This is a genomic window from Streptomyces parvus, assembly GCF_014648875.1.
GTDB classification, from domain to species: Bacteria; Actinomycetota; Actinomycetes; order Streptomycetales; family Streptomycetaceae; genus Streptomyces; species Streptomyces parvus.
On record NZ_BMRY01000001.1, the window covers coordinates 261,412 to 287,554 of the forward strand.

Here is a 26,143-nt window from a genome sequence, read left to right on the forward strand (position 1 = left end):
GCTCCGTCGTTTCTGATTCGAGGCGTCAGGCGGGGGTGACGTCGAGAGCATGGCCCACGAGGGCCAGCAGTGACTCGACGACGGTGATCCTGTTACGCGCGTCCATGATCACTATCGGCACCTGCGGCGGTACGGTCAGGGCCTCCCTGACGTCCTCGGCCTCGTAACCGGGCGTCCCCTCGAAGTGGTTGACCGCCACGATGTAGGGCAGGCCGCAGCTCTCGAAGTAGTCGAGCGCCGGGAAGCAGTCCTCCAGGCGCCGGGTGTCGGCGAGGACGACCGCGCCGATCGCCCCGCGCACGAGGTCGTCCCACATGAACCAGAAGCGCTGCTGGCCCGGGGTGCCGAAGACGTACAGGACGAGGTCGTCGTCGAGGGTGAGGCGGCCGAAGTCCATGGCCACCGTCGTGGTGACCTTGTCGGGCGTCGCGGAGAGGTCGTCGGTCTCCTCGCTGGCCTGGGTCATCAGCGCTTCGGTCTGGAGCGGTGTGATCTCGGAGACCGAGCCGACGAACGTCGTCTTGCCGACGCCGAATCCGCCCGCCACCACGATCTTGGTGGCGGTGGGGGCGCGGGTGTGGTCGAGCTGCCAGGCCTGGAGGGACTCCTCGGCCTGGTCCTGGGGCCGCGACGGCAGGTCGTCCCGGGGCCCCGGCTGGCGCGGGGCGAAGAGCGGCGCCTCAGAGACGGCGGAGTCCATTGAGCACCCTTTCGAGCAGTGCGCGGTCGGGCTGGCCGGTGCCGTGACCGGTTCCGTACACGCGGATCTTTCCTTGGTCGGCCAGGTCGCTGAGCAGCACCCGGACGACTCCGAGCGGCATTTTCAGCAGGGCCGAGATCTCCGCGACCGTACGCATGCGGCGGCAGAGTTCGACGATGGCCTGGAGCTCCGGCATGACCCGGGACGCGAGGTTGCCGTTGGTGAGTTCCCGGCGCTCCTCGGGTGCTTCGAGGGCGGCGACGAACGTCTCGACCAGCAGGACGTGCCCGAACCGGGTGCGGCCGCCGGTGAGGGAGTACGGGCGGACCCGGGCGGGACGCTTGTCGGCCCCGCGGACGGGGAGCCGGGGGGCGGGTTCCGCTGCGGCGGTGGTCACAGGGCGCTCTCCATCGATTTGCGCAGCTCGCTGCGGAGTTCGGGGGTGAGGACGTGTCCGGCCCGGCCGACGAAGAGGGCCATGTGGTACGCGACGACGCTCATGTCGCAGTCCGGGGTGGCGTGGACGCCGAGGAGGGAGCCGTCGCTGATCGACATGACGAAGACGCTGCCCTCGTCCATGGCGACCATGGTCTGTTTCACGCCGCCGCCGTCCATCAGCTTCGCGGCTCCGACGGTCAGCGATCCGATGCCGGAGACGATCGTGGCCAGGTCGGCGCTGGATCCCTTGGGGCCGTCCGACGGTCCGGCCGGCCTCGCCTCGTGATGGCCGGGGTCGGAGGAGAGCAGCATCAGGCCGTCGGACGAGACGACGGTGACCGAGTGGACCCCTGGCACCTCCTCCACGAGATTGCTCAGCAACCAGTGAAGGTTCCGGGCCTCGGTACTCAGCCCGAATGTGCTGGGCGCAGTCAACTGCGTGCCTCCTCGACTGTGTCCCCCGTCTCTTCGTTCCGTGTGTCCTGTGCGGCGCTGGTGACGTGTGCGGTGGTGCTCTCGTGCCCCGTACGTCCCGTGGGTACGCCCCCGGGGCCGGCGACGGCGATGCCGCCGGTCTCGGCGATCTCCGCCTCGACGTCGCGCCGGCCCTCCTTGGCCGCCTGGTGGAAGCTGCCGAGCCGGCGGCGCAGCGCGTCCCGGTCGAGGCTGCCGGTGCGGCCGGGGGCGGGGGCCGAGTCGGGCCGGACCACCTTGGGGGTGCGCTTCGGCAGCCCCTTGTCGGTGACACGGCCGGCTTCGGGGCGGCGGGGGCCGGGGACGGTCTCGGCGGGGGCGCTCCCGGGTGTTTCGGCCGCCTCGGCCGCTCCGGTCGCCTCGGCGCGGGGCGCGGGGCGGAACGCTGGTCCGTCCGGGTCCTGGTCGCCGGGTCCGGTCTCGGTCGGGCGCTCGTGGCGGTCGGGGCCGATGGCGTACGGGTCGGCGGTCGCGGGGGCGGGCGGGGCCACCGGCGCGGAGGGCGGCTTCGGCAGCCGGACCTGCAGCGTGATCTCGGACTCCGACTCGGCGTCGGTGTCGGTGTCGGCGTCGGCGTCGGAGTGGGAGTCGGTGCCCGCGTCGGGCCCGGCTGCGAACTCGGCTTCCGCGACCGGCTGCTGGGTGTCCTGCGCCTGTTCCTGCGGCGGTACGGCGGTGACTTCCGGGCTCTCGTCGGCGTTCCCGGCCGGGGCCGTCTCGGCGGCTTCGGCGTTCTCCGCGGCGGCGTTCTCCCGGATCGTCCGCTCGGCGGCGGCGATCATCGGGTCGGCGTCTGCGTCGGCGTCGGCCGGGCCAGTTTCGGCGACCGGCTCGGCGACCGGGGTCGCCACCGCCTCGGGCTCCGGGGCCGGCTCCGCGTCGACGGCCGGCGTGACCGGCTGCGGCGAACGGCTCGGCAGCGCGTTGGAGTTGGCCTCCGCCACCGAGCCCGGGAGGTTGAGCGTCGGCGCGTCGCCGGGCAGTTGCACGGCGGGCGGGGTGGCCGCGGGCAGCGTCTTGGGCAGCAGGGCCTGCGGCAGGACGACGACGGCCGTCACTCCACTCCCCTTCTGCTCGCGCAGCTGGACCCGTACCCCGTGCCGGGCGGCCAGCAGCGACGTCACCTGGAGACCGAGTCCGGCGCCGTCGGCATTCTGCTCACCGACCTCGAACGAGGCCGGGTCCGCCAGCCTGGCATTCAGCTCGTCCATCCGGACGGACGACATGCCGATGCCCTCGTCCGACACGGAGAGCATCACCTCGCCGTTCTCCAGCAGCCAGCCGGAGAGTTCGACATGGGAGTCCGGCGGGGAGAAGGAGGTGGCGTTCTCCAGGAGTTCGGCCAGCAGGTGGCTGAGGTCGTCGGCGGCGAACCCGGCGATCTGGGCGTGCGGCGGCAGGGACTGGATGGTGACGCGCTCGTACCGCTCGATCTCGCTGACGGCGGCGCGCGCCACGTCGACCAGCGGGATCGGCCCGGCGTGGCCGTGGCCGTGCTCGGCGCCCGCGAGGACGAGCATGTTCTCGCTGTGGCGGCGCATGACCGTGGCCATGTGGTCGAGCTTGAAGAGGGTGGCCAGGCGCTCCGGGTCCTGCTCGCGCTCCTCCAGGCCCTCGATGACGCCGAGCTGACGCTCGACGAGGCCGAGGGTGCGCAGCGAGAGGTTGACGAAGGTGTGGTGGACCGTGTTCTTCAGCTGTCCCAGCTGGGTGGTCAGCTCGGCGGTCCGCTCCTGGAGTTCGCTCCGCTGCTCGGCCAGGGATTCGCGGCTCTTGATCAGGCCGGACCGTTCGGCGGTGAGGCCCTCGACGCGTCCGCCGAGGTCCTGGTGGAGGGCGGTGAGCCGGCCGTGCAGGGCGTTCATCGACCGGACGACCTGGGCGAACTCGTCGTTGCGGCCGGTGTAGCGGACCGGTTCGGCGTTCTCGGGGTCCTCGGCCAGACGCGCGGCGCCGATGCGCAGGACGGCGAGCGGCTGGGTGAGGGTGCGGGCGACGGCGGTGGAGACGCCGACGGCGAGCAGGAAGCAGCCGCCGAGCAGGGCGATGGCCAGTTCGAGGGCGGTGACGTCGTCGTCGCGCAGCCCCTCCAGGTCCCGGACCTGGCCGGTGGTCAGGGCGGACTCGACGCTGCGCATCCGGTCGACGCGGGCGGAGAGCGCGGCCTCCAGCTTCTGCGGGCTGACCCCGCGCTCCGCTTCCGACAGCTCGGGGCGGTCGGTGAGGCGGGTGAGGTACTTCTCCGCGTCGTTGACCTCGGGGCCGGTGACGGTGGCGGAGAGCTTGTCGCGGGCCTCCGGGTCCGCCGCCTGGTCGAAGTCGGCGAGCGCGGCCAGCTCCCGCACCCGGGCCTGCTGGGCGGCGGCGCTCAGCCCGTCGCGTTCGCGGGCGGCGCGGGTGGCGCCCTCGTCCTGGGTCTGCACGGGCAGCCCGGTGAAGGGGTCGGTCTGCGGGGCCGTCGGCTCGGGGCTCGGCACGGCGAGCGCGGCGAGGAGGAGCCCGCGGGTGGCGGAGGCCTGTTCGGAGGCGCCGCCGAGGGTGAGCGGGGCCCGGGTGGCGTCGGCGGCGCGCGGCGGGGTCTTCTCCGCCAGTTCGGCGGCGATGCCGTGCAGCTTGGCGATGAGGTCGGAGTACGCCTGGTGCGCCTCCAGGGCGGAGCCCTTGCCGGTCAGCGCGGTACGGCGCAGGGAGGGGACCGTCGAGAGGTCCCGGCGCAGGGCCGCGGAGGCCGCCTCGTGGATCTCGTCGATCTGCTGGTCGACACGGGTGGTGCGGGCGGCGCGGTTCTTCGCGCCCTCGCTGCCGTCGCCTTCCTCGGCCCGGCCGGCGGCGATGTACGCGGTGACGGCGTCACGCTCGTCGGCGAGGGAGTGTCCGAGGACGACCGCCTGCTGGTTCAGCTCGGCGAGGGTGACCAGCCGCTGGGACTCGGTGAGATCGGCGGAGGCCCCGAGCACGGCGGGGGTGCCCGCCGCGACGACGATGACGCCGACGACCGCGACCCCGGCGACCAGTCGGCTGCGCACCCGCACGGTCCGCTTGTCCGCACCCGGTGCCGGAGGCGTCGCCCCGGAACCGTCGCGCGTCGTGCCCTTGCTCCGCGGCCGCTTCTTCTGCACCGGTGCTCGCAATCTTGACTCGTCCACCCTTGAAGCAGAGGTGACGCACGGTCACATGGAAGGGCGCCCCGCTCCTGGTACGGCTTCCGACCATTCCAGCGCTTGTGAGAGGGGGGCGCGCATCAACCGCTCCGCCACTCGAAGGAGTGAACATCACTCCGGAGTTGGCGAACAAGTTTCCCCCGCCGCACCCCTGACCATGCGTGGACCACGGGGTGGAACTTCCGCTCCGCCTTTGGCAGGATGCCCGCCCGCACGCCCCCCGGAGCCCCTCCTTCCGGCGCATGCGCCCGCGTTGACCTGCTGGTACAGGCCATCTCCGGCCGCGTGCGGGGATGGTGAAGGGCTCGTGCAGACTGGCGGTATGCGCATCGAACTCGCCACCGTTCCCGGCAGTCCCGAACGCCCCAACGAGGACTGGGTCTCCGGGACTCTTCCCGCGTCCGGCCAGGGTGGTGTGCTGGTGCTGCTCGACGGCGTCACTCCGCCGCTCGGGGACGACGGTTGTGTGCACTCGGTCCCGTGGTTCACCGCGCGACTGGGCGGCGCGCTGGTGGAACTGTCCGGTTCCCGCCCCGATCTGTCCCTGGCCGAGATCCTGGCCGCGGCCATCTCCCGTACAGCCGAAGCCCACCGGGTCACCTGTGACCTTTCTCACGTACGCACGCCTCAGGCGACGGTGGCCCTGGCACGTTGGAACGAACGCGCGATCGAGTACCTGGTGCTGTCCGACTCGGCCCTGTTGCTGGAGTCACCCGACGGCGCGGTCCGGGCGGTTCTGGACGACCGGCTGACGCGGCTGCCGCCGGGCTCGCTCGCCTCGAACGAGATCGCCGACGCCACGGTGCGCAACAAGGAGGGCGGCTTCTTCACGGCCGCCGCCGATCCGGCCGTGGCCTCGCGCGCGGTGACGGGCAGCGTCCCGGCGGCCGGTGTCCGAGCGCTGGCCGCGCTCACGGACGGCGCGGCCCGCTGGACGGAGGTGTTCGGCGAGGGCGACTGGGCGGACACGCTGGGGCTGCTGCGGAAGGCGGGGCCGCAGGGGCTGATCGACCGGGTGCGGGAGCTGGAGGAGGCCGACGCGGCGGCCGGGCGGGTACGGCTGCGGCGCAGCAAGACGCACGACGACGCGACCGCGCTCCTGGTGGAGCTGGACTGACGGCCGGAGACCGGGGCGAGGGCCGGCCGGGGCGCGGCCGGGGCAGGAGCCGGATGAGCCGTACGCGGCCGGCGCGGGAGCCGGGTCAGCTTTCCGCGCGGGCGTTCAGCTGGTGCAGGAGCCGGGCCAGCTCGGCGACTTCCGCCCGGTCCCAGTCGGCCAGTTTGCGCACGTAGCGCCCGCGGCGGGCGCCCCGGACGCTGCGGAAGCGGGCCAGTCCGTCCTCGGTGAGGTGGACGAGCCAGGCACGCCCGTCGGCCGGATCGGGTTCGCGGGCGACCAGGCCGAGGTTCTCCAGGGAGTGCAACTGGCGGCTCATGGTGGCCTTGCCGACACCGAAGTAGGCGGCCAGTTCGGTGGCCCGCTGCCGGCCCGCCGCCTCCAGACGGACGAGCAGACCGTAGGCGGCGGGCTCCAGTTCGGGGTGGACCTCCCGGGCCATCTCGCCCGAGCTGGCCCGGGCCCGGCGCAGGAACACGGCCAGCTCACGCTCCAGCGCCAGGAAGGCGCGGTCCACGCCGCTCACGCCGGACGTGCCCGGCTCCGGCTCGCTGTCGTCTCCGCGCACGTCAGTACCCCTCGTACGGTCCCTGCCGATGAAAGCTGGTGGAAGCTTCCGCCGCGACCGGTCATCGTCGCAGCTCGGCCAGTATTTCGCAGGAGTGGACCGACCACGCCGAACCCGCCCCGATCCGGGGTCCGCGGTCATTCGGACCCCACTATGCACTCGATGTATACGCACTCTGTATAGTCATCGCTGCACCGCACACCTGTGCGGATTTTCCGCACAGAGGAGTGATGTGTCGTGCCCGGAAAGATGCCGTTGCCCGGCATGGGGTTGACTGCGGCGCTGGTGACGGCGCTCACACTGATGTTGAGCGGCTGCTCGATGGAGACGACCGCGCCCGGCTCGGCGCGTGGGGAGGCCGCTTCCGACGCCAAGGGCGAGTTCGGGCCGGTCGACTGCCGCAAGGCCAAGTGCATAGCCCTGACCTTCGACGCGGGCCCGGGCGAGGACACGCCGAAGCTGCTGGACATCCTCAAGGAGAAGAAGGTGCACGCCACCTTCTTCCTGCTCGGCAAGCACCACGTCGTCAAGCACCCCGACGTGGTGCAGCGCATCGAGGACGAAGGCCACGAGGTCGCCAACCACACGTGGACGCACAAGGTCCTGACCGACCAGAAGCCGGACGAGATACGGGCCGAGCTGGAGAAGACCCAGGTGGCCATCGAGAAGATCACCGGCAAGAAGCCCCGGCTGATGCGTCCGCCGCAGGGCCGCACCGACGACACGGTCTCGGACATCAGCAAGGACCTCGGGCTCTCCCAGGTGCTGTGGAGCGCCACCGCCAAGGACTACTCGACGAACGACTCCGCGCTGATCAAGAAGCGGATCCTGGACCAGGCGAGCAAGGACGGCGTCATCCTGCTGCACGACATCTACAAGGGCACCGTCCCCGCCGTGCCCGGGATCATCGACGCGCTCCAGAAGGACGGCTACACCTTCGTGACCGTCCCCGAGCTGATGGCCCCCGCCGAGCCGCAGCCCGGCACGATCTACCGCCCCTGAGCTCGGTGGCCCCGCGCCGCGGCCCGGACACGCGGAACGGCCCGCCCCCGCCGAAGCGGAAAGCGGGCCGTTCAGGCCGCCGTGGGGCCGTCAGGCGTCGCACGACGGTCAGTTGTCGTACGACGATCAGGTGTCGTACGACCGGTCAGGCAGCTGCCGGGATCCTCTCCCCGGCCGGAGCCGTGGCCGGGGCGAGGGCGATCTCCAGCACCTGGCGGACGTCGGTGACCGGGTGGACGTCCAGCTTCTCCAGCACCTCGGCCGGGACGTCGTCCAGATCGGCCTCGTTGCGCTGGGGGATCACCACGGTCGTGATGCCCGCCCGGTGCGCGGCCAGCAGCTTCTGCTTGACACCGCCGATCGGCAGCACCCGCCCGGTCAGCGACACCTCACCGGTCATCGCCACATCCGTACGGACGAGGCGTCCGGAGAGCAGCGAGGCCAGCGCCGTCGTCAGCGTGATGCCGGCGCTCGGGCCGTCCTTGGGGACCGCGCCCGCCGGGAAGTGGACGTGCACGCCGCGGTCCTTGAGGTCCGCGACCGGCAGCTCCAGCTCCGCGCCGTGCGACCGCAGGAAGCTCAGCGCGATCTGCGCCGACTCCTTCATGACGTCCCCGAGCTGACCGGTCAGGGTCAGTCCGGACGCCCCGGTCTCCGGGTCGGCGAGCGACGCCTCCACGAAGAGGACGTCACCGCCCGCCCCGGTCACCGCGAGCCCGGTGGCCACGCCCGGCACCGCGGTGCGGCGCTCGGCCGGGTCCTGCGCGGACTCGGGCACGTGGTGCGGACGCCCGATGAGGCCGCGCAGATCCGTGTCGGTCACCGTGAACGGCAGCTCGCGGTCGCCCAGTTCGTGCTGGGCCGCGACCTTGCGGAGCAGCCGGGCGACCGCCCGCTCCAGATTCCGTACGCCCGCCTCGCGGGTGTACTCGCCGGCCAGCTTGCGCAGCGCCGACTCCTCCAGGGCGACCTCGTCCTTCTCCAGACCGGCCCGCTCCAGCTGGCGCGGCAGCAGGTGGTCCCGGGCGATGACGACCTTCTCGTCCTCGGTGTAGCCGTCGAGGCGGACCAGCTCCATGCGGTCGAGCAGGGCCTCCGGGATGGCTTCGAGGACGTTGGCGGTGGCCAGGAAGACGACGTCGCTGAGGTCGAGCTCGACCTCCAGGTAGTGGTCGCGAAAGGTGTGGTTCTGCGCCGGGTCGAGGACTTCGAGCAGAGCTGCGGCCGGGTCGCCCCGGAAGTCGGAGCCGACCTTGTCGATCTCGTCGAGCAGGACGACCGGGTTCATCGAACCGGCCTCCTTGATGGCCCGCACGATGCGTCCGGGGAGCGCGCCGACGTACGTACGCCGGTGGCCCCGGATCTCCGCCTCGTCCCGGACGCCGCCGAGTGCGACGCGGACGAACTTGCGGCCCATGGCGTGCGCGACGGACTCGCCGAGCGAGGTCTTGCCGACGCCGGGCGGGCCGACGAGGGCGAGGACGGCGCCTCCACGCCGCCCGCCGACGACGCCGAGACCCCGGTCGGCACGCCGCTTGCGCACCGCGAGGTATTCGGTGATCCGCTCCTTCACATCGGCGAGACCGGCGTGCTCGGCGTCCAGGACGGCCTGGGCGCCGCGGATGTCGTAGGCGTCCTCGGTGCGCTCGGTCCACGGCAGTTCGAGGACGGTGTCCAGCCAGGTTCTGATCCACGAACCCTCGGGGGACTGGTCGCTGGACCGCTCCAGCTTCTCGACCTCCTTGAGCGCGGCCTCGCGGACGTGCTCGGGCAGATCGGCGGCCTCGACGCGGGCCCGGTAGTCGTCGGACTCGTCCTCCGGGTCGCCGTTGAGCTCGGCGAGCTCCTTGCGTACGGCGTCCAGCTGGCGGCGCAGCAGGAATTCGCGCTGCTGCTTGTCGACGCCGTCCTGGACGTCCTTGGCGATGGACTCGGCCACGTCCTGTTCGGCGAGGTGCTCGCTCAGCCACTGGATGGCGAGCTTCAGCCGGGCGACCGGGTCCACGGTCTCCAGGAGCTGGACCTTCTGGGCGGTGGAGAGGAACGGCGAGTATCCGGAGTTGTCGGCGAGCGCGGAGACGTCGTCGATCTGCTGGACCCGGTCCACGACCTGCCAGGCGCCGCGCTTCTTCAGCCAGCTGGTGGCGAGCGCCTTGTACTCCTTGACCAGCTCGGCGGCGGATCCGGGCAGCGGGTCGGGGGCGGCCGTCTCCAGCACGGTCCCCTCCACCCAGAGCGCCCGCCCGGGACCGCTGGTCCCGGCTCCGATGCGGACCCGGTCACGGGCCCGGATGAGGGCGCCCGGATCGCCGTCCGACAGGCGTCCGACCTGCTCGACGGTGCCGAGGACACCGGTCCCCGTGTAGGTGCCGTCGATCCGCGGGACCAGCAGCACCTGGGGCTTGCCGCCGCCGGGGCGGGCGGCGGCCTGCGCGGCCTCGACGGCGGCGCGCACCTCGGTGTCGGACAGGTCCAGCGGCACCACCATGCCGGGCAGGACGACCTCGTCGTCGAGCGGCAGCACGGGCAGGTCGATCGGTGTGAACGCCTGGGACTCGTTAGTCATGATCTCCCCTTCGGCAGGCAAGTTGAGCTATGTGGACTCAATGCTTGTGAGCCGCCGAATGTTCCCCGCCCTGTGTTCGCCCTGAGCGATCAGACCGCCCGCAGCGCCCTCCCTCCCGGGCGCCCCCCTCGTACGGGAGCGCCGGGCGGCGGGCAGTTGTTCCCCTGCCCGGAGCCGGAAAGGCGCTGGCCTCGGCCCCGCGCGGCGGGACAGGATGGGCGGGCATCGTCCACCACGACCGGATACCGGAGAGCCGCATCATGTCCGCGACGACCGCCCCCGAACCGATGGAATCGCTGCCGACGCGGCTGCCCGACGCCCCCGTCACCCTCGACCGCCGTGAGGGCCCCTTCGGCGAGGTCGTCCTGCGTGAGCGCGGGGAGCACTTCGAGATCATCGCCAACGGCTGCTTCCTGATGGACACCTCCGACGGGCGCTCCGAGCGGCTGCTGATCGACGCCGCGCTGGCCGCGCTGCCCGCCGGCCGGACCGGCCCCTCGGTGCTCATCGGCGGCCTGGGCGTCGGGTTCTCCCTGGTGCGGGCCGCCGCGGAGGAGCGCTGGGGGCGGATCACGGTCGTGGAGCGGGAGCAGGCGATCGTGGACTGGCACCGGGACGGGCCGCTGGACCGGATCTCCGGACCGGCACTGGCCGACCCCAGGACCGGGATCCTGCACACGGACCTGGTGGCCCACCTCCGTACCGCCACGGAGCGTTACGACGCGCTCTGCCTGGACATCGACAACGGGCCCGACTGGACGGTCACGGAGGGCAACGAAAGCCTCTACTCGCCCGCCGGTCTGGCGCACTGCCACGACCGGCTGAACCCGGGCGGTGTGCTCGCCGTCTGGTCGGCGCAGCCGTCGCCCGCCTTCGAACAGGCGTTGCGGAATGCCGGGTTCAGCGGGGTTCGGACGGAAGAGGTCGCCGTTGCCCGAGGTGTGCCCGACGTGGTCCATCTCGCACTCCGGGCCAACTGAACCCCCCTCCCGGTATGCACGGCCCGGCGGTGGCACGGGTCAACCGGCACAAGGCAGACGATCCGGCCGCCCGCCCGGCCCGAACTCGTCGTCCCGGGGCAACACCCTGCGTAGCCGGGAGCCCTCCGCTGCCCTTACGCTGCTGACCGGCACACGGGATCACCCACGAAAACCACGAGCGAAGACCGTGCCTCCGGGGGAATGGCTCCCGCGAGAACGGGCAGGGGCGGGGCGATGGAACAGACACACACCACCCACAACGGCGTCGCGGCCACCCCGGGGGCTCAGCGCCGGGTGCTGGTGGTCGAGGACGACGCCACGATCGTCGACGCCATTTCCGCCCGGCTGCGGGCGGAGGGCTTCCTGGTGCAGACCGCGCTGGACGGCCCCGCGGCCGTGGACGCGGCCGAGGCCTGGCAGCCCGATCTGATGGTGCTCGACATCATGCTCCCGGGCTTCGACGGCCTGGAGGTCTGCCGCCGGGTGCAGGCGGCGCGTCCGGTGCCGGTGCTGATGCTCACCGCACGCGACGACGAGACCGACATGCTGGTCGGGCTCGGGGTCGGCGCCGACGACTACATGACCAAGCCGTTCTCCATGCGTGAGCTGGCCGCCCGGGTGCACGTGCTGCTGCGCCGGGTGGAGCGGGCCGCGCTCGCCGCCGTCACCCCGCGCAGCGGGATACTGCGCCTGGGTGAGCTGGAGATCGACCACGCGCAGCGCCGGGTCCGGGTGCGCGCCGAGGACGTCCACCTCACGCCGACCGAGTTCGACCTGCTGGTCTGCCTCGCCAACACCCCGCGCGCGGTGCTCTCCCGGGAGCAGCTGCTGGCCGAGGTGTGGGACTGGGCGGACGCCTCGGGGACCCGTACGGTCGACAGCCACATCAAGGCGCTGCGCCGGAAGATCGGTGCGGAGCGGATCCGTACGGTGCACGGCGTGGGCTACGCCCTGGAGACTCCGGCGCCATGACCTGGCCAGGGCCCGGAATGCGGCCCTTCTCCATCAAGGCCAAGCTGGGCACGCTCGTCGTGGTCTCGGTGTTCATCACCACCGGGCTGCTGATCGTCGCCCTGCGGACCCGGACCGAGTTCCAGTTCATCACCGTGTTCTCGGTGATCGCGACGCTGCTGATCACCCAGTTCGTGGCGCACGGTCTGACCGCGCCGCTGGACGAGATGCGGGCGGTGGCCCGGTCCATCTCGCACGGCGACTACACGCGGCGGGTGAGCGGCGCCGGGCGGCGGGACGAGCTGGGCGATCTGGCGCAGACGATCAACCGCATGGCGGACGACCTGGAGGCGGAGGACCGGCATCGCAAAGAGCTGGTCGCCAATGTCAGCCATGAACTGCGCACGCCCATCGCGGCGCTGAGAGCCGTGCTGGAGAACGTGGTGGACGGTGTGTCCGCCGCCGATCCGGAGACGATGCGCACCGCGCTGAAACAGACGGAGCGGCTCGGCCGGCTGGTCGAGACGCTGCTGGACCTGTCGCGCCTGGACAACGGGGTCGTCGCACTCAAGGCAGGCCGTTTCGAGGTGTGGCCGTATCTGTCGGGCGTACTGAAGGAGGCGAATCTCGCCGCCTCCCAGCGACGCCTGTCGTCGGGTTCGGGCAATCACTCCCGTACGGACGTCCATCTGCATCTGGACGTCTCGCCGCCGGAGCTCACCGCGCACGCGGACGCCGAGCGGCTGCACCAGGTGGTCGCGAACCTCATCGACAACGCGGTCAAGCACAGCCCGCCGCACGGCCGGGTGACGGTGCTGGCGCGGCGCGGGGCCCACCCCGAGTCGCTGGAGCTGGAAGTCATGGACGAGGGGCCCGGCATTCCGGAAGCGGAGCGCCACCGGGTGTTCGAGCGTTTCAACCGGGGCCAGGCGCCCTCCCCGCACGGTCCGGGCAGCGACGGCGGTACGGGCCTGGGCCTCGCCATCGCCCGCTGGGCGGTCGATCTGCACGGCGGCCGGATCGGTGTGGCCGAATCCGTGCGAGGCTGCCGGATCCAGGTCACCCTTCCGGGAATCCCCGAGCAGCGCGGTTGACGGTCGTGTTGGCATAGGGTCGAACCGGAAGGGCACGTTCATACGTGTCCTTCCAGCAAGGGGCCTCAAGGGGATGCGGTCACAGGGCCGCGTCCACGGTCCTGCGTACCCGAAGTGCAGTGGAACCTCGCTTGTTTCCCGCCATTTCCTGCGCCGAAACCCGCCCTTCGATGTGATGTGCACGACGAAGCACCGGCCCGGCCTGCAAGGAACGGTTCGGGGGGCGTAGCCTTGATTTCCGCTGTCCATCACCTTGTGAAGCGGAAGAGGGCGGTTGCCGCCGTGTCGTCTCAGTCCCCCAGTAACTCAAGCGTCTCGACCGACCAAGCCAGCCCGGGCACCAACCCGGCCGCGGCTTTCGGCGCCAATGAATGGCTCGTCGACGAGATCTACCAGCAGTACCTCCAGGATCCCAGTTCGGTCGATCGCGCCTGGTGGGACTTCTTCGCCGACTACAAGCCGGGTACTTCCGGCACGGCGGACAAGCCCGCTCCCGGGGCCTCGGGGGCCCCGGTGACCGAGGCCGCCGCTCCGGCTCCGGCGAAGGCCGCGCCCGCCGCCGCTCCGGCCGCCCCCGCGCAGCCGGCCCCGGCCAAGGCCGCTCCGGCTCCGGCGAAGACCGCCCCGGCTCCGGCGAAGCCCGCGGCTGCGAAGCCCGCCGCCGCGCCCGCCAAGGCCAAGGCGGACGAGTCCACCGAAGCCCCGGCCGGACCGGAGTACGTGACGCTGCGCGGCCCCTCGGCCGCCGTCGCGAAGAACATGAACGCCTCGCTGGAGCTGCCGACGGCCACGTCCGTCCGCGCGGTCCCGGTGAAGCTGCTCTTCGACAACCGCATCGTCATCAACAACCACCTCAAGCGCGCCCGCGGCGGGAAGATCTCCTTCACGCACCTCATCGGGTACGCGATGGTGCAGGCCCTCAAGGCCATGCCGTCGATGAACTACTCCTTCGCGGAGAAGGACGGCAAGCCGACCCTGGTCAAGCCGGAGCACGTCAACCTGGGTCTGGCCATCGACCTGGTGAAGCCGAACGGCGACCGCCAGCTGGTCGTCGCGGCCATCAAGAAGGCCGAGACGCTCAACTTCTTCGAGTTCTGGCAGGCGTACGAGGACATCGTCCGGCGCGCCCGCATCGGCAAGCTCGGCATGGACGACTTCACCGGCGTCACCGCCTCGCTGACCAACCCCGGCGGCATCGGCACCGTCCACTCGGTGCCCCGCCTGATGCCCGGTCAGGGCCTCATCATGGGCGTCGGCGCGATGGACTACCCGGCGGAGTTCCAGGGCACCTCGCAGGACACCCTCAACAAGCTCGGCATCTCGAAGGTCATGACGCTCACGTCGACCTACGACCACCGGGTCATCCAGGGCGCCGCCTCCGGCGAGTTCCTGCGCGTTCTCTCCCAGCTGCTGCTCGGCGAGAACGAGTTCTACGACGAGATCTTCAAGGCGCTGCGCATCCCCTACGAGCCGGTCCGCTGGCTCAAGGACATCGACGCCTCGCACGACGACGACGTCACCAAGGCCGCGCGGGTCTTCGAGCTGATCCACTCCTACCGGGTCCGCGGCCACGTCATGGCCGACACCGACCCGCTGGAGTACCACCAGCGCAAGCACCCCGACCTGGACATCACCGAGCACGGCCTCACCCTGTGGGACCTGGAGCGGGAGTTCGCGGTCGGCGGGTTCGCCGGCAAGACGATGATGAAGCTCCGCGACATCCTCGGCGTGCTCCGTGAGTCGTACTGCCGCACCACCGGCATCGAGTTCATGCACATCCAGGACCCGAAGCAGCGCAAGTGGCTCCAGGACCGGGTCGAGCGCCCGCGCCCGAAGCCCGAGCGCGAGGAGCAGCTGCGCATCCTGCGCCGGCTGAACGCCGCGGAGGCGTTCGAGACGTTCCTGCAGACGAAGTACGTCGGCCAGAAGCGGTTCTCGCTGGAGGGCGGCGAGTCCGTCATCCCGCTGCTCGACGCCGTCCTCGACTCCGCCGCCGAGGCCCGCCTCGACGAGGTCGTCATCGGCATGGCCCACCGCGGCCGCCTGAACGTCCTGGCGAACATCGTCGGCAAGTCGTACGCGCAGATCTTCCGCGAGTTCGAGGGCAACCTCGACCCGCGCTCGATGCACGGCTCCGGCGACGTCAAGTACCACCTGGGCGCCGAGGGCACCTTCACCGGTCTGGACGGCGAGCAGATCAAGGTCTCGCTGGCCGCCAACCCCTCGCACCTGGAGGCGGTCGACCCGGTCCTGGAGGGCATCGCCCGCGCCAAGCAGGACATCATCAACAAGGGCGGCACGGACTTCACGGTCCTGCCGGTCGCGCTCCACGGCGACGCGGCCTTCGCGGGCCAGGGCGTCGTCGCCGAGACGCTCAACATGTCGCAGCTGCGCGGCTACCGCACCGGCGGCACCGTGCACGTGGTGATCAACAACCAGGTCGGCTTCACCGCCGCCCCGGAGTCCTCGCGCTCCTCGATGTACGCCACCGACGTGGCGCGCATGATCGAGGCGCCGATCATCCACGTCAACGGCGACGACCCGGAGGCCGTGGTCCGCGTCGCACGGCTGGCCTTCGAGTTCCGGCAGGCGTTCAACAAGGACGTCGTGATCGACCTCATCTGCTACCGCCGCCGCGGTCACAACGAGGGCGACAACCCGGAGTTCACCAACCCGCAGATGTACACCCTGATCGACAAGAAGCGCTCGGTGCGCAAGCTCTACACCGAGTCCCTCATCGGTCGCGGCGACATCACGCTGGAAGAGGCGGAGCAGGCGCTCCAGGACTTCCAGGGCCAGCTGGAGAAGGTGTTCGCCGAGGTCCGCGAGGCCACCTCGCAGCCGGCGTCCCCGCACGTCCCGGAGCCGCAGGCCGCGTTCCCGGTGGCCGTGGAGACGGCCGTCTCCGCCGAGGTCGTGAAGCGGATCGCCGAGTCCCAGGTCAACATCCCCGATTCGATCACCGTGCACCCGCGTCTGCTGCCGCAGATGCAGCGCCGCGCCGCCTCGGTGGAGAACGGCACGATCGACTGGGGCATGGGCGAGACCCTGGCCATCGGTTCGCTGCTGATGGAGGGCACCCCGGTCCGGCTCGCCGGCCAGGACAGCCGCCGCGGCACGTTCGGCCAGCGCCACGCGGTCCTGGTCGACCAGGTCACCGGCGAGGACTACACCCCGCTGCTGTACCTGGCGGACGACCAGGCCCGGTACAACGTCTACGACTCGCTGCTCAGCGAGTACGCGGCGATGGGCTTCGAGTACGGCTACTCGCTGGCCCGCCCGGAGTCGCTGGTCATCTGGGAGGCCCAGTTCGGTGACTTCGTCAACGGCGCGCAGACCGTCGTGGACGAGTTCATCTCCTCGGCCGAGCAGAAGTGGGGCCAGACCTCCGGCGTCACGCTGCTCCTGCCGCACGGCTACGAGGGCCAGGGCCCGGACCACAGCTCCGCCCGCCCCGAGCGCTTCCTCCAGATGTGCGCGCAGGACAACATGACGGTCGCGATGCCGACCCTGCCGTCGAACTACTTCCACCTGCTGCGCTGGCAGGTGCACAACCCGCACCACAAGCCGCTCATCGTCTTCACCCCGAAGTCGATGCTGCGTCTGAAGGCGGCGGCCTCGTCCATCGAGGAGTTCACCTCCGGCGGCTTCCGCCCGGTGATCGGCGACGACAGCGTCAAGGCGGAGGACGTCCGCAAGGTCGTCTTCGTCTCCGGCAAGCTCTTCTACGACCTGGACGCCGAGCGGGAGAAGCGGGGCGACACGGAGACCGCGATCATCCGGCTGGAGCGCCTGTACCCGCTGCCGGGTGCGGAGATCCAGGCCGAGATCGCGAAGTACCCGAACGCCGAGAAGTACCTGTGGGCGCAGGAGGAGCCGGCGAACCAGGGTGCGTGGCCGTTCATCGCGCTCAACCTGATCGACCACCTGGACCTCGCGGTCGGCGCGGACGTGCCGCACGGCGAGCGCCTGCGCCGCATCTCGCGGCCGCACGGCTCGTCCCCGGCGGTCGGCTCGGCCAAGCGTCACCAGGCGGAGCAGACGCAGCTGGTCAACGAGGTCTTCGAAGCCTGAGGACCGTAACGCCGAACACCCGGGGACCCGGTTCCGCGCTTGTCGCGGGGCCGGGTCCCCGGCGTTTCCCCGCTGGATATCCTTGTCCCATGTACTTCACGGACCGTGGCATCGAGGAACTGGAGAAGCGGCGCGGCGAGGAGGAGGTCACCTTCGAGTGGCTCGCCGAGCAGCTGCGGACGTTCGTCGATCTCAACCCCGACTTCGAGGTGCCCGTCGAGCGCCTCGCGACCTGGCTGGCCCGGCTGGACGACGAGGACGACGAGGACGCGTAAGGTCCGGGTCCTGCTCCCTGATCCGACCTGATCCAAACGAAAGGCCCTCAGTTCTCGGCGCTCGCCCTGGCCCGCTCGTACGCGAGCCCCAGCGCGCCCTGCGCCAGCAGCACCGCCCCGGCCGCCGCCCAGCCACCGCTGCGGCGCCGCGCGCCCCACAGCAGGAGCGGGAGCCCGGCCGCGAGCTGGACGGCGGCGACGGCCCGGGCGCGGGGGCCGCGTACCCACGGGCCGACCCGGCTGCTCTCTACCGCGTCCAGTTCGACCCGTACGGCATCGCGCCAGCCGGCCCACTCGACGCGGTCCACCTGACGCTGCACCGCCGCGACGCTGCGCAGCCGGTCGGCGCTCTCGCCCGGGGAGAGTCCGGCGGGCAGGGCCAGTCCGGTGCCGGTGAGGACGGCGAGGAGTCCGCGCAGCCGGGCCTCCGCGTCCGTCTCCGGATCGGGGCGGGTCAGCGCCTCCAGCGCCTGTACGTCGAGCACCGGGTCGAGGCCGAGCCGGACGGCGAAGGTGCGCATGGCCTCGTCCTCGCCCACCGGGGTGCCGTCGGTCAGCCAGACGTAGCCCACGGTCCGGCGGAATCCGGCGGCGAGGGTGTAGCCGGCCCGGTCGGCGTCCCACCACAGGGCGAGCACCGGCCAGGTGGAGCCGACGGCGAGCGCGGTGGCCCAGCAGCCGAGGACCCGGTCGACCGGCTCGGCGTCCTGCTCCGCTCCCCCGGCCCGCCAGGGCTTCCCCTCCGGGACGAGCACGCTCCACTCCGCGCCCGCGCGGGCCAGCAGCATCTGCTCGCGCAGCAGGTGGGCGAGCGGCCGTACGGTCTCGGGATCGGCCCGGCACAGCAGGAGGGCCCCGGTGGGTGTCGCGTTCATGGCTCATACGCTAGGGCAATATCTCCGCATTTGATCGTTTTTGCAGGCATGGTGCTGACCTTCACGCCGCCCCCCGGAGCACGACATCCCTTGACTTCCCCCATCCGCGATATATCGTGTTCTTCACGAGACGCGATATGTTGCGTTGCCACGCTCCCGGGAGGTCATATCCATGCCTGTGTCGACATGGACCATCGATGAGCCGCGGAAGCTCTCCTTCGACGATCCGGTGACGGCGCTCCAGGTGCGTGTCGTCGACGGCACGGTCAACGTGGTCGGGACCGACGAGCCGGGCGCCCGGCTGGAGGTCTCCGCGATCGAGGGGCCGCCTCTGATCGTGACCCAGGAGGACGGCCGGCTCACCGTGGCGTACGAGGATCTGCCCTGGCAGGACCTGTTGCGCTGGCTCGACCCCAAGGGCCGCCGCCGCAGCGCCGTCGTCTCGCTCGTCGTGCCCGCCGCGTCGTCGGTCGAGGTCGGCGTGATCGGCGCGGGGGCCGTCGTCTCGGGCATCAGCGGCCGTACCGAGGTCCGCGGCATCACGGGGGACTCCACGCTCGTCGGGCTGACGGGCGCGGTGCGCGGGGAGTCCGTGTCGGGCAGCCTGGAGGCCCAGAGCGTCACGGGGGACCTCCGCTTCCAGTCCGTGGCCGGTGATCTGACGGTGATCGACGGGGCGGGGGCCTCGGTCCGGGCCGAGTCGGTCAGCGGTGACATGGTGCTGGACGTCGACCCGTCCGGGAAGCCCACGGACATCCGGCTGACCACGGTGTCCGGCGAGATCGCGATCCGGCTGCCGCACCCGGCGGACGCCAGGGTCGAGGCGAACACCGCGAGCGGGGCCGTCTCCAACGCCTTCGAGGACCTGCGGGTCGGCGGGCAGTGGGGCGCGAAGAAGATCACCGGCACGCTGGGCGCCGGAACGGGGACCCTGCGGGCGACGACCGTGTCCGGCTCGATCGCCCTCCTGCGCAGGCCGCCCGCCGAGGACGACGCGTACGCCGCCGAGCCGACCGGAAAGGTTCTCTGACATGCCCCCCGTATTCGCCCACGGCCGTCTGCGCCTGTACCTCCTCAAGCTCCTGGACGAGGCCCCGCGCCACGGCTACGAGATCATCCGCCTGCTGGAGGAACGCTTCCAGGGCCTCTACGCCCCGTCCGCCGGCACGGTCTACCCGCGGCTGGCCAAGCTGGAGGCCGAGGGCCTGGTCACCCACGCCACCGAGGGCGGCCGCAAGGTCTACTCGATCACCGACGCCGGCCGCGAGGAGTTGGCGGGCCGCAGCGGCGAACTGGCCGATCTGGAGCTGGAGATCCGCGACTCGCTCTCCGAGCTGGCCGCCGAGATACGCGACGACGTCCGGGGCGCGGCGGGCCGGCTCCGCAGCGATGTGCGGGCGGCGGCGTCGGAGTCGCGGCACGGCGCGAAGGCGGGGTCCGGCAAGGCGAAGGGGAAGGGCGCATCCTCGTCCCCCTTCGGGGACTTCGGCGACTTCGGCAATCTGGGCGACCTCGGCGACAGCGAGGCGTGGCGCACGGCGAAGGAGGCGTGGAAGGAGCAGGCCCGCCGGGCGAAGGACGAGTCCCGGCGCGCCCGCGAGGACGCCCAGCAGGCCCGCCGCCAGGCCAAGGAGGCCCAGGACAGGGCGCGGGAGCAGATGCAGAACGCCGCCCGCCAGGTGCAGGAGCACTTCGCCCGGGGCGACTGGCCCTCCGGAGTAAGGGAGGGCCTCGCGGAGATCACCGGCCAGCTCGGCGGTTTCGCCCGGTCCGGCGCCTGGCCTCCGTTCGGCAAGCCCGGGCCGGAGACCGAGCCGCCCGTCCAGGACCCGGCTCCCGGTGCGGACCGGTGGCAGGACGTGCCGACGACGGGCGACCCCGTGCGCGATCTGGACCGCCTGCTGGACCGGTTCCGTGACGGCATCCGGGACACGGCTCGCGATCACGGGGTGACGGAGGCGCGGCTCGCGGAGGCCCGCCGCCACCTGGGCGAGGCGGCGACGCAGATCGAGGCGCTGCTGAGGGCGGAGGACGAGGACGGCAAGCAGGGCTGAGGAGGGGTGGGGCAGCGGCCCCACCCCTCCGCTCACCCGGCCTGGGCGCGCCCCCGGCCCGCCGCACCGTCGTCGGAGCCGTACAGCGCGCGCTGCACGGCCGTGTAGGTCGCGCCGTGCTCGGCGAGGACGTCGGCGACGGATCCGGGCTTCGCGGTGAGAGCCAGGAGCAGGTGTTCCTCGCCGATGAACCGGTCGCCGCGGCCGAGGGCCAACCGGAGCGAGTTCTCCAGCACGGTCTTCGCGCCCGGGGTGAAGGGGCGGTGCCCGGACCGCCACCACCGGCGGCCACCGCGGTCGGCGTCGAGGGCCCCCTCGCCGTGGGTTCCCTCGACATGGGAGACGATCGCGTCGACGTCGATCCCGATGCCGGCGAGGGCCTCGGTGTCGGCCCTGGTCAGCCCGGAGCGGCGGCGGGCCTCGGCGAAGGATGCCTCCAGGGAGGACCGGCGGTCGTGGAGGCCGAGGGCCGTGACGGCGAACGAGGCCCGGCCGCCGTCCTGTTCCAGCAGCGCGAGCAGCAGGTGTTCCTCGGTGACCGAGCCGGCCCCGGTGCGCTCGGCCCGGGCCACGGCTCCCTTCACGGTCGCGCGGGCCCCTCGGGTGAATCGCTCGAACATCAACGCCTCCCGTACTTCTTGTGCACGGCCTGTCGGCTGACGCCCAGCTCGGCGGCGATCTCCTGCCAGGACCAGCCCTGCACGCGGGCACTTCCTACTTGTACGGCTTCGAGCTGCTCCAGCAGCCGCCGCAGCGCGGCCACCGCCCGCAGCCCGACGCGCGGGTCGCGGTCACCGGCGCGCGCGGCCAGATCCGTTGCTTCGGTCATCGCGTCAACCTACATTGACACCACTCGCCCGTCAATCAAAGTTGACAACATCGTCGGCGAGGCGCGCGTGCCGCTCGACGTCGTACCGGACCCTGCCGTACCGCAGCTTGGCCCGCTCGATGCCCTCGGACGCGAATCCGGAGCGGGTCGCGACCCGGCAGGAGGCGACGTTGTCGGTGCGGTGTCCCAGCTCCAGCCGGTACAGCCCGAGCTCGTCGAAGGCCCAGCGGGCGAGGGCCCGCACCCCGGCCGGGGCGACGCCCCGGCCGCGGGCCGACTCGGTGGTCCAGTAGGAGACCCAGCCGCTGTCGTGCGTCCGGTTGACGACGTTGAGCGCCACACAGCCGAGCGCCTCGCCCTCCTCCCCCACGACGGCCCAGGAGTAGCCGGTGCGCGCCCCTCGTTCGCGCGCGCGTTCCGCGACCCAGGCGAGCGCCCCGGACCGGTCGTCCACGGGCCGGTCCGTCTGGCGGTCCATCTCGGCCGGGGCGAAGGCCCGGAGCACCGCCGAGGCGTCGTCGGGCAGCCAGGGGCGCAGCAGAAACCCTTCAGGGGTGGTCAGTTCGTCCATACGGGCCAGCTTCCCGCACGGTCACCACCACCTCCGAACCGGGCCGTGCCACGACAACCGGCCGCCCACCGCGTGCCCCGTTGCCGAGGACGCGGGCGGGGCCGGTGACGGAGAGACGCCACCCCCGGGAGGAGGGCGGGAGGGACAGCTCCGTCACCCCGGGCCGGACGGAAGCCCGGTAGGCGAGGCGGTAGGTGCGCGTACCGGCGTCGTACGTGTCGGAGCGGACGGTTCCGGCGACGGCCGGGGCGTACGGGGTGGCGGTCTGCTCCTTGTTCGTACGGAAACGGCCGCGCTCGTCGACCGCGCAGTAGCCGCCGCCGTAGCACCAGACGTACCCCGCCCAGCCGGAGCTGTAGCGGTTCAGGGAGGCGACGGCCTCACGGTAGAAGCGCCCCATGTTGGGGAGGGCGTTGTTGAGAGGCCCCCACTCCCCCACGACCACGGGCATCCGGTGGCGGGCCGGGTACGCGGTGACGGCGGCCTCGTACGCCTCGATCCAGCCCGCGTCCGGGTCGTAGTCAGCGCCCGCCTCCATGGCGGTGTTGTAGAAGTGCGGGGCGTACACGGTCCGGCTGTCCTCGATGCGCCCGAGACCGGTGGGGACCCCCTCCCCGACGATGGGGGTCGGCTCGACGAAGATCCAGGTGGAGCGGTCCTCGGCCCGGACGGCGCGGGCGAGCCGGTTGTACATGGGCGTGAGGTGCTCGGCCTCGATCCGCCGGGCGGCGGTCGGCAGGTCCTCGCCCTCGCGCAGCTCCCCCATGGGCTCGTTGATCAGGTCGTAGCCGATGACGGCGGGGTGGCGGCCGAACCGTTCGGCGAGGACCTGCCACATGGCGGCCTGGGCGCGCTGGAGGTCGGGGTCCTCGTAGAGGTGGGTGAAGGCCCGCTGCACGGCCGGCTGGAAATACTCGGAGAACCAGTCGTCGGGGTTCGGGGTGAACGGCAGCCCGTCGGTCCTGGTGGCCCATTCCGGGATGCCCCGGTGGCCGAACGCGGGCCCGAAGACGTCTTGGTGGGCGTCGATGAGGACATGGACGCGGTGCTTGCGGGCCCAGTCGAGGATCCGCTCGATCTTGTGGAGGTAGCGCGCGCTGTACTGGCCGCGCCGGGGCTCCAGGTCGTCCCAGAAGACCAGCAGCCGGGCGAAGTTGAAGCCGTTCGCCCGCAGGTCGCGGAAGTGCCGCTCGGTGATGGCGCTGAGGGCGTCCTCGCCGCGGTTCGCCTTGTCCTCGACGTTCCAGCCGCGCAGGGTGAGGGTGCGCCCGCGGTCGTCGGTGAGGGGTGGGATGGTGCGTTCGTACGAGGAGGAGGACGGGGCCGGATCCGGGATCGGGGACGAGGAGCCGGGTGCTGGGCGCGCCGAGGCGGCGGGGGCGAGGGCCCCCGCCGCGAGCACGGACGCGACGACAAGTGCCATGAGTGCTCTGCCCGTTCGCATGGGCGGCATCTCACCAGCAAAGCTGAGACTTGTTCAAGTATGCGGAGCGGAGAAGTTCTTGCCGGCCCTCCGACAGGCCCTAAGCGGTCGGCGTGAGCACGATCTTCCCGAACAGGTCGCCGGACTCCAGTCGCTGGAACCCCTCGCGGGCCCGGTCGAGCGGCAGCACCTCGTCGATGACCGGGCGCACCCCGGTGGTCGCGCAGAAGGCGAGCAGGTCCTCCAGCTCGTCCTTGGACCCCATGGTGGAGCCGACGACCTTCAGCTCCAGGAAGAAGATGCGGGTCAGCTCGGCGTGCGTGGGCCGGTCGCCGCTGGTGGCCCCGGAGATGACGAGGGTGCCGCCGGGGCGCAGCGACTTCACCGAGTGGGACCAGGTGGCGGCCCCCACGGTCTCGATGACGGCGTCCACGCGCTGCGGAAGCCGGGCGCCGGGCTCGTACGCCTCCAACGCGCCGAGTTCGACCGCCCGCTCGCGCTTGGCCTTGTCCCGGCTGGTGGCGAAGATCCGCAGCCCGGCGGCCTTCCCGAGCACGATCGCGGCGGTGGCGACCCCGCCTCCGGCGCCCTGGACGAGCACGGAGTCCCCGGGCCGCACCCCGGCGTTGGTGAACAGCATCCGGTACGCGGTGAGCCAGGCGGTCGGCAGGCAGGCGGCCTCGGCGAAACTGAGCCCCGCCGGCTTGGGCAGGATGTTCCAGGTGGGAACGGTGACCTGCTCGGCGAAGGTGCCCTGGTAGCGCTCGGTGAGGATGGAGCGCGGCTCCTTGGGCCCGACTCCGTGCCCGGACTGCCCGATGACGGAGTGCAGGACGACCTCGTTGCCGTCCTGATCGACGCCGGCCGCGTCGCAGCCGAGGATCATCGGCAGCCGGTCCTGCGAGAGGCCGACGCCACGCAGGGACCAGAGGTCGTGGTGGTTGAGGGAGGCGGCCCGGACGGTGACGGTGGACCACCCGGGGCGCGCCTCGGGGGCCGGGCGATCACCCAGCTCCAGGCCGTCGAGGGGCTGGTCGGGGTCGATGCGGGCTGCGTAGGCGGCGAACATGGGTCGACGATAGGCGGGCCGGCCCGCCCACGAAACCGCCTCCGCGTGTGACGCACACCAACCGGGTGTGCTCGCACCCGGCGCCTCGGGCCGCACTAGCCCTTGCTGCGATTGAGCAGCGACGGCCCGCACCACTCAGCCCTTCCGGCGGCACATCAAGCCCCTGCGGCGATTGGGCCGCACCACCTAAGCCCCTCCGGCGATTGAGGAGCGGGGTCCGGGGCAGCGCCCCGGGGGCTCCGCCCCCAGACCCCCGCTGCTCAATCGCCGCAGGGGCTGGTGGTTCGGGCCCCCGCTGCTCAATCGCCGCAGGGGCTTGATGTGCGGGCCTCAATCGCCGCAGGGATCGCCGCAGGGCGGAAACGCAAAGGCGGGGCCCGTACCAGTACAGGCCCCGCCCCTCACGCATCGCTCGGCAACAACCTCAGCGCCGAGCCACACCCTCCGCCCGCGCCGCCGCGGCCACAGCCGCCGTGACGGCCGGCGCGACCCGCTCGTCGAACGGGGACGGGATCACGTAATCCGCCGCCAGCTCATCGCCCACGACATCCGCCAGCGCGTTCGCCGCGGCGATCTTCATGCCCTCCGTGATCCGGGAGGCCCGGACCTGGAGGGCGCCGGCGAAGATGCCCGGGAAGGCGAGCACGTTGTTGATCTGGTTCGGGAAGTCCGACCGCCCGGTCGCCACGACGGCCGCGTACTTGTGCGCGACCTCCGGGTGGACCTCCGGGTTCGGGTTGGCCATCGCGAAGACGTACGCGCCGGGCGCCATCGAGGCCACCGCAGCCTCCGGGACCGTGCCGCCGGAGACGCCGATGAAGACGTCCGCACCGGCGAGCGCCTGCTCCAGTGAGCCGGAGATCCCCGCCTTGTTCGTCAGCTCCGCCAGCTCGCGCTTGACCTCGGTGAGGTCGTCGCGGTCGCGGCTGACGATGCCCTTGCGGTCGGCCACCGCGACATCGCCGATCCCCGCCTCCAGCAGGAACTTGGCGATGGCCACGCCCGCCGCGCCCGCGCCGGAGATGACGCCGCGCAGATCGCCGAGCGTCCGCCCGGAGAGCTTCGCGGCGTTGCGCAGGGCGGCGAGGGTGACGACGGCGGTGCCGTGCTGGTCGTCGTGGAAGACCGGGATGTCCAGCCGCTCCTGGAGCTTGCGCTCGATCTCGAAGCAGCGGGGCGCCGAGATGTCCTCCAGGTTCACGCCGCCGAAGGACGGGGCGAGCCGGACGACGGTGTCGACGATCTCGTCGGCGTCGGTGGTCGCGAGCGCGATCGGCACCGCGTCGACGCCGCCGAACTGCTTGAAGAGGATGGCCTTGCCCTCCATCACGGGGAGGGATGCCTCGGGCCCGATGTCGCCGAGGCCGAGCACGGCGGTGCCGTCCGTCACGACGGCCACGACCTGGGACTTCCAGGTGTAGTCGTGGACGAGCTCGGGGTGGTCGGCGATGGCGCTGCACACTTTCGCCACTCCGGGCGTGTACGCCAGGGAAAGGTCGTCCTTGTCCCGGATCGGGACGGTGGCCTGCACGGCCATCTTCCCGCCCCGGTGGAGGGCGAAGGCCGGATCGAAGGGCTCGTCGGCCCCCGTGTCCGCCGCGCTCGTGCGCTCGATGCCACGGTCGGTGGCGCTGTCGATGGTGCTGTCGCTGCGAGGATTGACGATCTCCGCTGCCATGGTGTTGACCCCTTAAGTCTTCATCGTTTGAGGGTGGCCACTCCTGGTTGAGGAGGGGTGGGCGGGCACCGCGTACGCGCCCCGCACCGAGCGGTTGGCCCGCCCTGGCAGGGAGAGGTACGTACGCGCGGGCGCGCCGCACACGCGCCCTGAGCCCCGGATGAGGGGTGTAAACGTCTTTCTTACCGGACGGACGGTGTTACGGACGAGTCCATATCGACGCGGTGACGTGACTCATAGTCGA

General features: G+C 71.8%; 22 protein-coding genes. 9 read left to right on the top strand and 13 right to left on the bottom strand.

The window, feature by feature from the left end:
• Positions 1 to 25: 25 nt before the first annotated feature.
• The 4 genes from IE140_RS01080 to IE140_RS01095 are packed head-to-tail and all read right to left on the bottom strand — an operon-like array spanning position 26 to position 4,731.
• Positions 26 to 700 carry a GTP-binding protein gene (locus IE140_RS01080; RefSeq protein WP_109180093.1) on the bottom strand — a complete coding sequence of 225 codons (675 nt, stop codon included), beginning with the start codon at positions 698 to 700 and terminating at the stop codon, positions 26 to 28.
• The gene (locus IE140_RS01085; RefSeq protein ID WP_006127542.1) at positions 681 to 1,097 is read right to left on the bottom strand and encodes a DUF742 domain-containing protein; all 417 of its coding nucleotides are present in this window, start codon (positions 1,095 to 1,097) and stop codon (positions 681 to 683) included. Before IE140_RS01085 ends, IE140_RS01080 begins: the two co-directional genes overlap by 20 nt.
• Positions 1,094 to 1,573 carry a roadblock/LC7 domain-containing protein gene (locus IE140_RS01090; protein WP_093440973.1) on the bottom strand — a complete coding sequence of 160 codons (480 nt, stop codon included), beginning with the start codon at positions 1,571 to 1,573 and terminating at the stop codon, positions 1,094 to 1,096. Before IE140_RS01090 ends, IE140_RS01085 begins: the two co-directional genes overlap by 4 nt.
• Complete coding sequence (locus IE140_RS01095) at positions 1,570 to 4,731, bottom strand: sensor histidine kinase (protein WP_189459985.1); 3,162 nt, start codon at positions 4,729 to 4,731, stop codon at positions 1,570 to 1,572. The genes IE140_RS01090 and IE140_RS01095 overlap by 4 nt, the downstream gene beginning before the upstream one ends.
• A 364-nt stretch (positions 4,732 to 5,095) precedes the next feature.
• Here IE140_RS01095 and IE140_RS01100 point away from each other — a divergent pair, with 364 nt between their 5' ends.
• Positions 5,096 to 5,890: a protein phosphatase 2C domain-containing protein gene (locus IE140_RS01100; RefSeq protein WP_150194658.1), complete on the top strand. Its 795-nt coding sequence runs from the start codon at positions 5,096 to 5,098 to the stop codon at positions 5,888 to 5,890.
• An 85-nt stretch (positions 5,891 to 5,975) separates the two neighbouring features.
• On the opposite strand, the gene IE140_RS01105 is transcribed toward IE140_RS01100, so the two are convergent.
• The gene (locus IE140_RS01105) at positions 5,976 to 6,458 is read right to left on the bottom strand and encodes a MarR family winged helix-turn-helix transcriptional regulator (protein ID WP_150194660.1); all 483 of its coding nucleotides are present in this window, start codon (positions 6,456 to 6,458) and stop codon (positions 5,976 to 5,978) included.
• Positions 6,459 to 6,707: 249 nt separating this feature from the next.
• On the opposite strand from IE140_RS01105, the gene IE140_RS01110 reads away from it, so the two are divergent.
• Positions 6,708 to 7,460: a polysaccharide deacetylase family protein gene (locus IE140_RS01110; protein ID WP_189460141.1), complete on the top strand. Its 753-nt coding sequence runs from the start codon at positions 6,708 to 6,710 to the stop codon at positions 7,458 to 7,460.
• Positions 7,461 to 7,605: 145 nt separating this feature from the next.
• On the opposite strand, the gene lon is transcribed toward IE140_RS01110, so the two are convergent.
• Positions 7,606 to 10,026, bottom strand: coding sequence for an endopeptidase La (gene lon / locus IE140_RS01115; RefSeq protein WP_150194664.1), 2,421 nt, complete (start codon positions 10,024 to 10,026; stop codon positions 7,606 to 7,608).
• Positions 10,027 to 10,286: 260 nt separating this feature from the next.
• Between lon and IE140_RS01120 the strand changes: the two genes are divergently transcribed.
• From IE140_RS01120 to IE140_RS01140, 5 genes are all read left to right on the top strand, one after another.
• Positions 10,287 to 11,006: a spermidine synthase family protein gene (locus tag IE140_RS01120; RefSeq protein ID WP_093440962.1), complete on the top strand. Its 720-nt coding sequence runs from the start codon at positions 10,287 to 10,289 to the stop codon at positions 11,004 to 11,006.
• Between the two features lie 234 nt (positions 11,007 to 11,240).
• A complete protein-coding gene (locus IE140_RS01125; protein ID WP_006127534.1) occupies positions 11,241 to 11,978 on the top strand; it encodes a response regulator transcription factor in 738 nt (245 codons plus the stop codon).
• The gene (locus IE140_RS01130) at positions 11,975 to 13,051 is read left to right on the top strand and encodes a HAMP domain-containing sensor histidine kinase (protein ID WP_032763150.1); all 1,077 of its coding nucleotides are present in this window, start codon (positions 11,975 to 11,977) and stop codon (positions 13,049 to 13,051) included. The genes IE140_RS01125 and IE140_RS01130 overlap by 4 nt, the downstream gene beginning before the upstream one ends.
• 282 nt (positions 13,052 to 13,333) lie before the next feature.
• Complete coding sequence (locus IE140_RS01135; protein ID WP_167533484.1) at positions 13,334 to 17,125, top strand: multifunctional oxoglutarate decarboxylase/oxoglutarate dehydrogenase thiamine pyrophosphate-binding subunit/dihydrolipoyllysine-residue succinyltransferase subunit; 3,792 nt, start codon at positions 13,334 to 13,336, stop codon at positions 17,123 to 17,125.
• 89 nt (positions 17,126 to 17,214) lie between these two features.
• Positions 17,215 to 17,400, top strand: a complete 186-nt coding sequence (locus IE140_RS01140) for a DUF6104 family protein (RefSeq protein ID WP_003966321.1) — start codon at positions 17,215 to 17,217, stop codon at positions 17,398 to 17,400.
• Between the two features lie 47 nt (positions 17,401 to 17,447).
• Here IE140_RS01140 and IE140_RS01145 read toward each other — a convergent pair whose 3' ends face one another.
• Positions 17,448 to 18,275: a hypothetical protein gene (locus IE140_RS01145; RefSeq protein ID WP_150194668.1), complete on the bottom strand. Its 828-nt coding sequence runs from the start codon at positions 18,273 to 18,275 to the stop codon at positions 17,448 to 17,450.
• Positions 18,276 to 18,447: 172 nt separating this feature from the next.
• On the opposite strand from IE140_RS01145, the gene IE140_RS01150 reads away from it, so the two are divergent.
• Positions 18,448 to 19,305 (top strand): DUF4097 family beta strand repeat-containing protein, encoded by an 858-nt coding sequence (locus tag IE140_RS01150; RefSeq protein WP_032778899.1) that lies wholly within the window; start codon positions 18,448 to 18,450, stop codon positions 19,303 to 19,305.
• Position 19,306: 1 nt separating this feature from the next.
• Positions 19,307 to 20,329, top strand: coding sequence for a PadR family transcriptional regulator (locus IE140_RS01155; RefSeq protein ID WP_150194670.1), 1,023 nt, complete (start codon positions 19,307 to 19,309; stop codon positions 20,327 to 20,329).
• A gap of 32 nt (positions 20,330 to 20,361) precedes the next feature.
• On the opposite strand, the gene IE140_RS01160 is transcribed toward IE140_RS01155, so the two are convergent.
• The 6 genes from IE140_RS01160 to IE140_RS01185 all read right to left on the bottom strand — a co-directional run bounded on the left by IE140_RS01160 (position 20,362) and on the right by IE140_RS01185 (position 25,899).
• The gene (locus tag IE140_RS01160) at positions 20,362 to 20,949 is read right to left on the bottom strand and encodes a Clp protease N-terminal domain-containing protein (protein WP_150194672.1); all 588 of its coding nucleotides are present in this window, start codon (positions 20,947 to 20,949) and stop codon (positions 20,362 to 20,364) included.
• Positions 20,949 to 21,158: an RNA polymerase sigma factor sigma-70 region 4 domain-containing protein gene (locus IE140_RS01165; RefSeq protein WP_032763160.1), complete on the bottom strand. Its 210-nt coding sequence runs from the start codon at positions 21,156 to 21,158 to the stop codon at positions 20,949 to 20,951. The genes IE140_RS01160 and IE140_RS01165 overlap by 1 nt, the downstream gene beginning before the upstream one ends.
• A 31-nt stretch (positions 21,159 to 21,189) precedes the next feature.
• Positions 21,190 to 21,729 carry a GNAT family N-acetyltransferase gene (locus tag IE140_RS01170; RefSeq protein WP_150194675.1) on the bottom strand — a complete coding sequence of 180 codons (540 nt, stop codon included), beginning with the start codon at positions 21,727 to 21,729 and terminating at the stop codon, positions 21,190 to 21,192.
• Positions 21,707 to 23,152 (bottom strand): cellulase family glycosylhydrolase, encoded by a 1,446-nt coding sequence (locus IE140_RS01175; RefSeq protein ID WP_093438107.1) that lies wholly within the window; start codon positions 23,150 to 23,152, stop codon positions 21,707 to 21,709. The genes IE140_RS01170 and IE140_RS01175 overlap by 23 nt, the downstream gene beginning before the upstream one ends.
• Positions 23,153 to 23,252: 100 nt before the next feature.
• Complete coding sequence (locus IE140_RS01180) at positions 23,253 to 24,221, bottom strand: zinc-binding dehydrogenase (protein WP_150194677.1); 969 nt, start codon at positions 24,219 to 24,221, stop codon at positions 23,253 to 23,255.
• Between the two features lie 424 nt (positions 24,222 to 24,645).
• Entirely contained in the window at positions 24,646 to 25,899 is a 1,254-nt protein-coding gene (locus tag IE140_RS01185; RefSeq protein ID WP_093440279.1) for an NAD(P)-dependent malic enzyme, read from the bottom strand.
• Between the last annotated feature and the right edge of the window lie 244 nt (positions 25,900 to 26,143).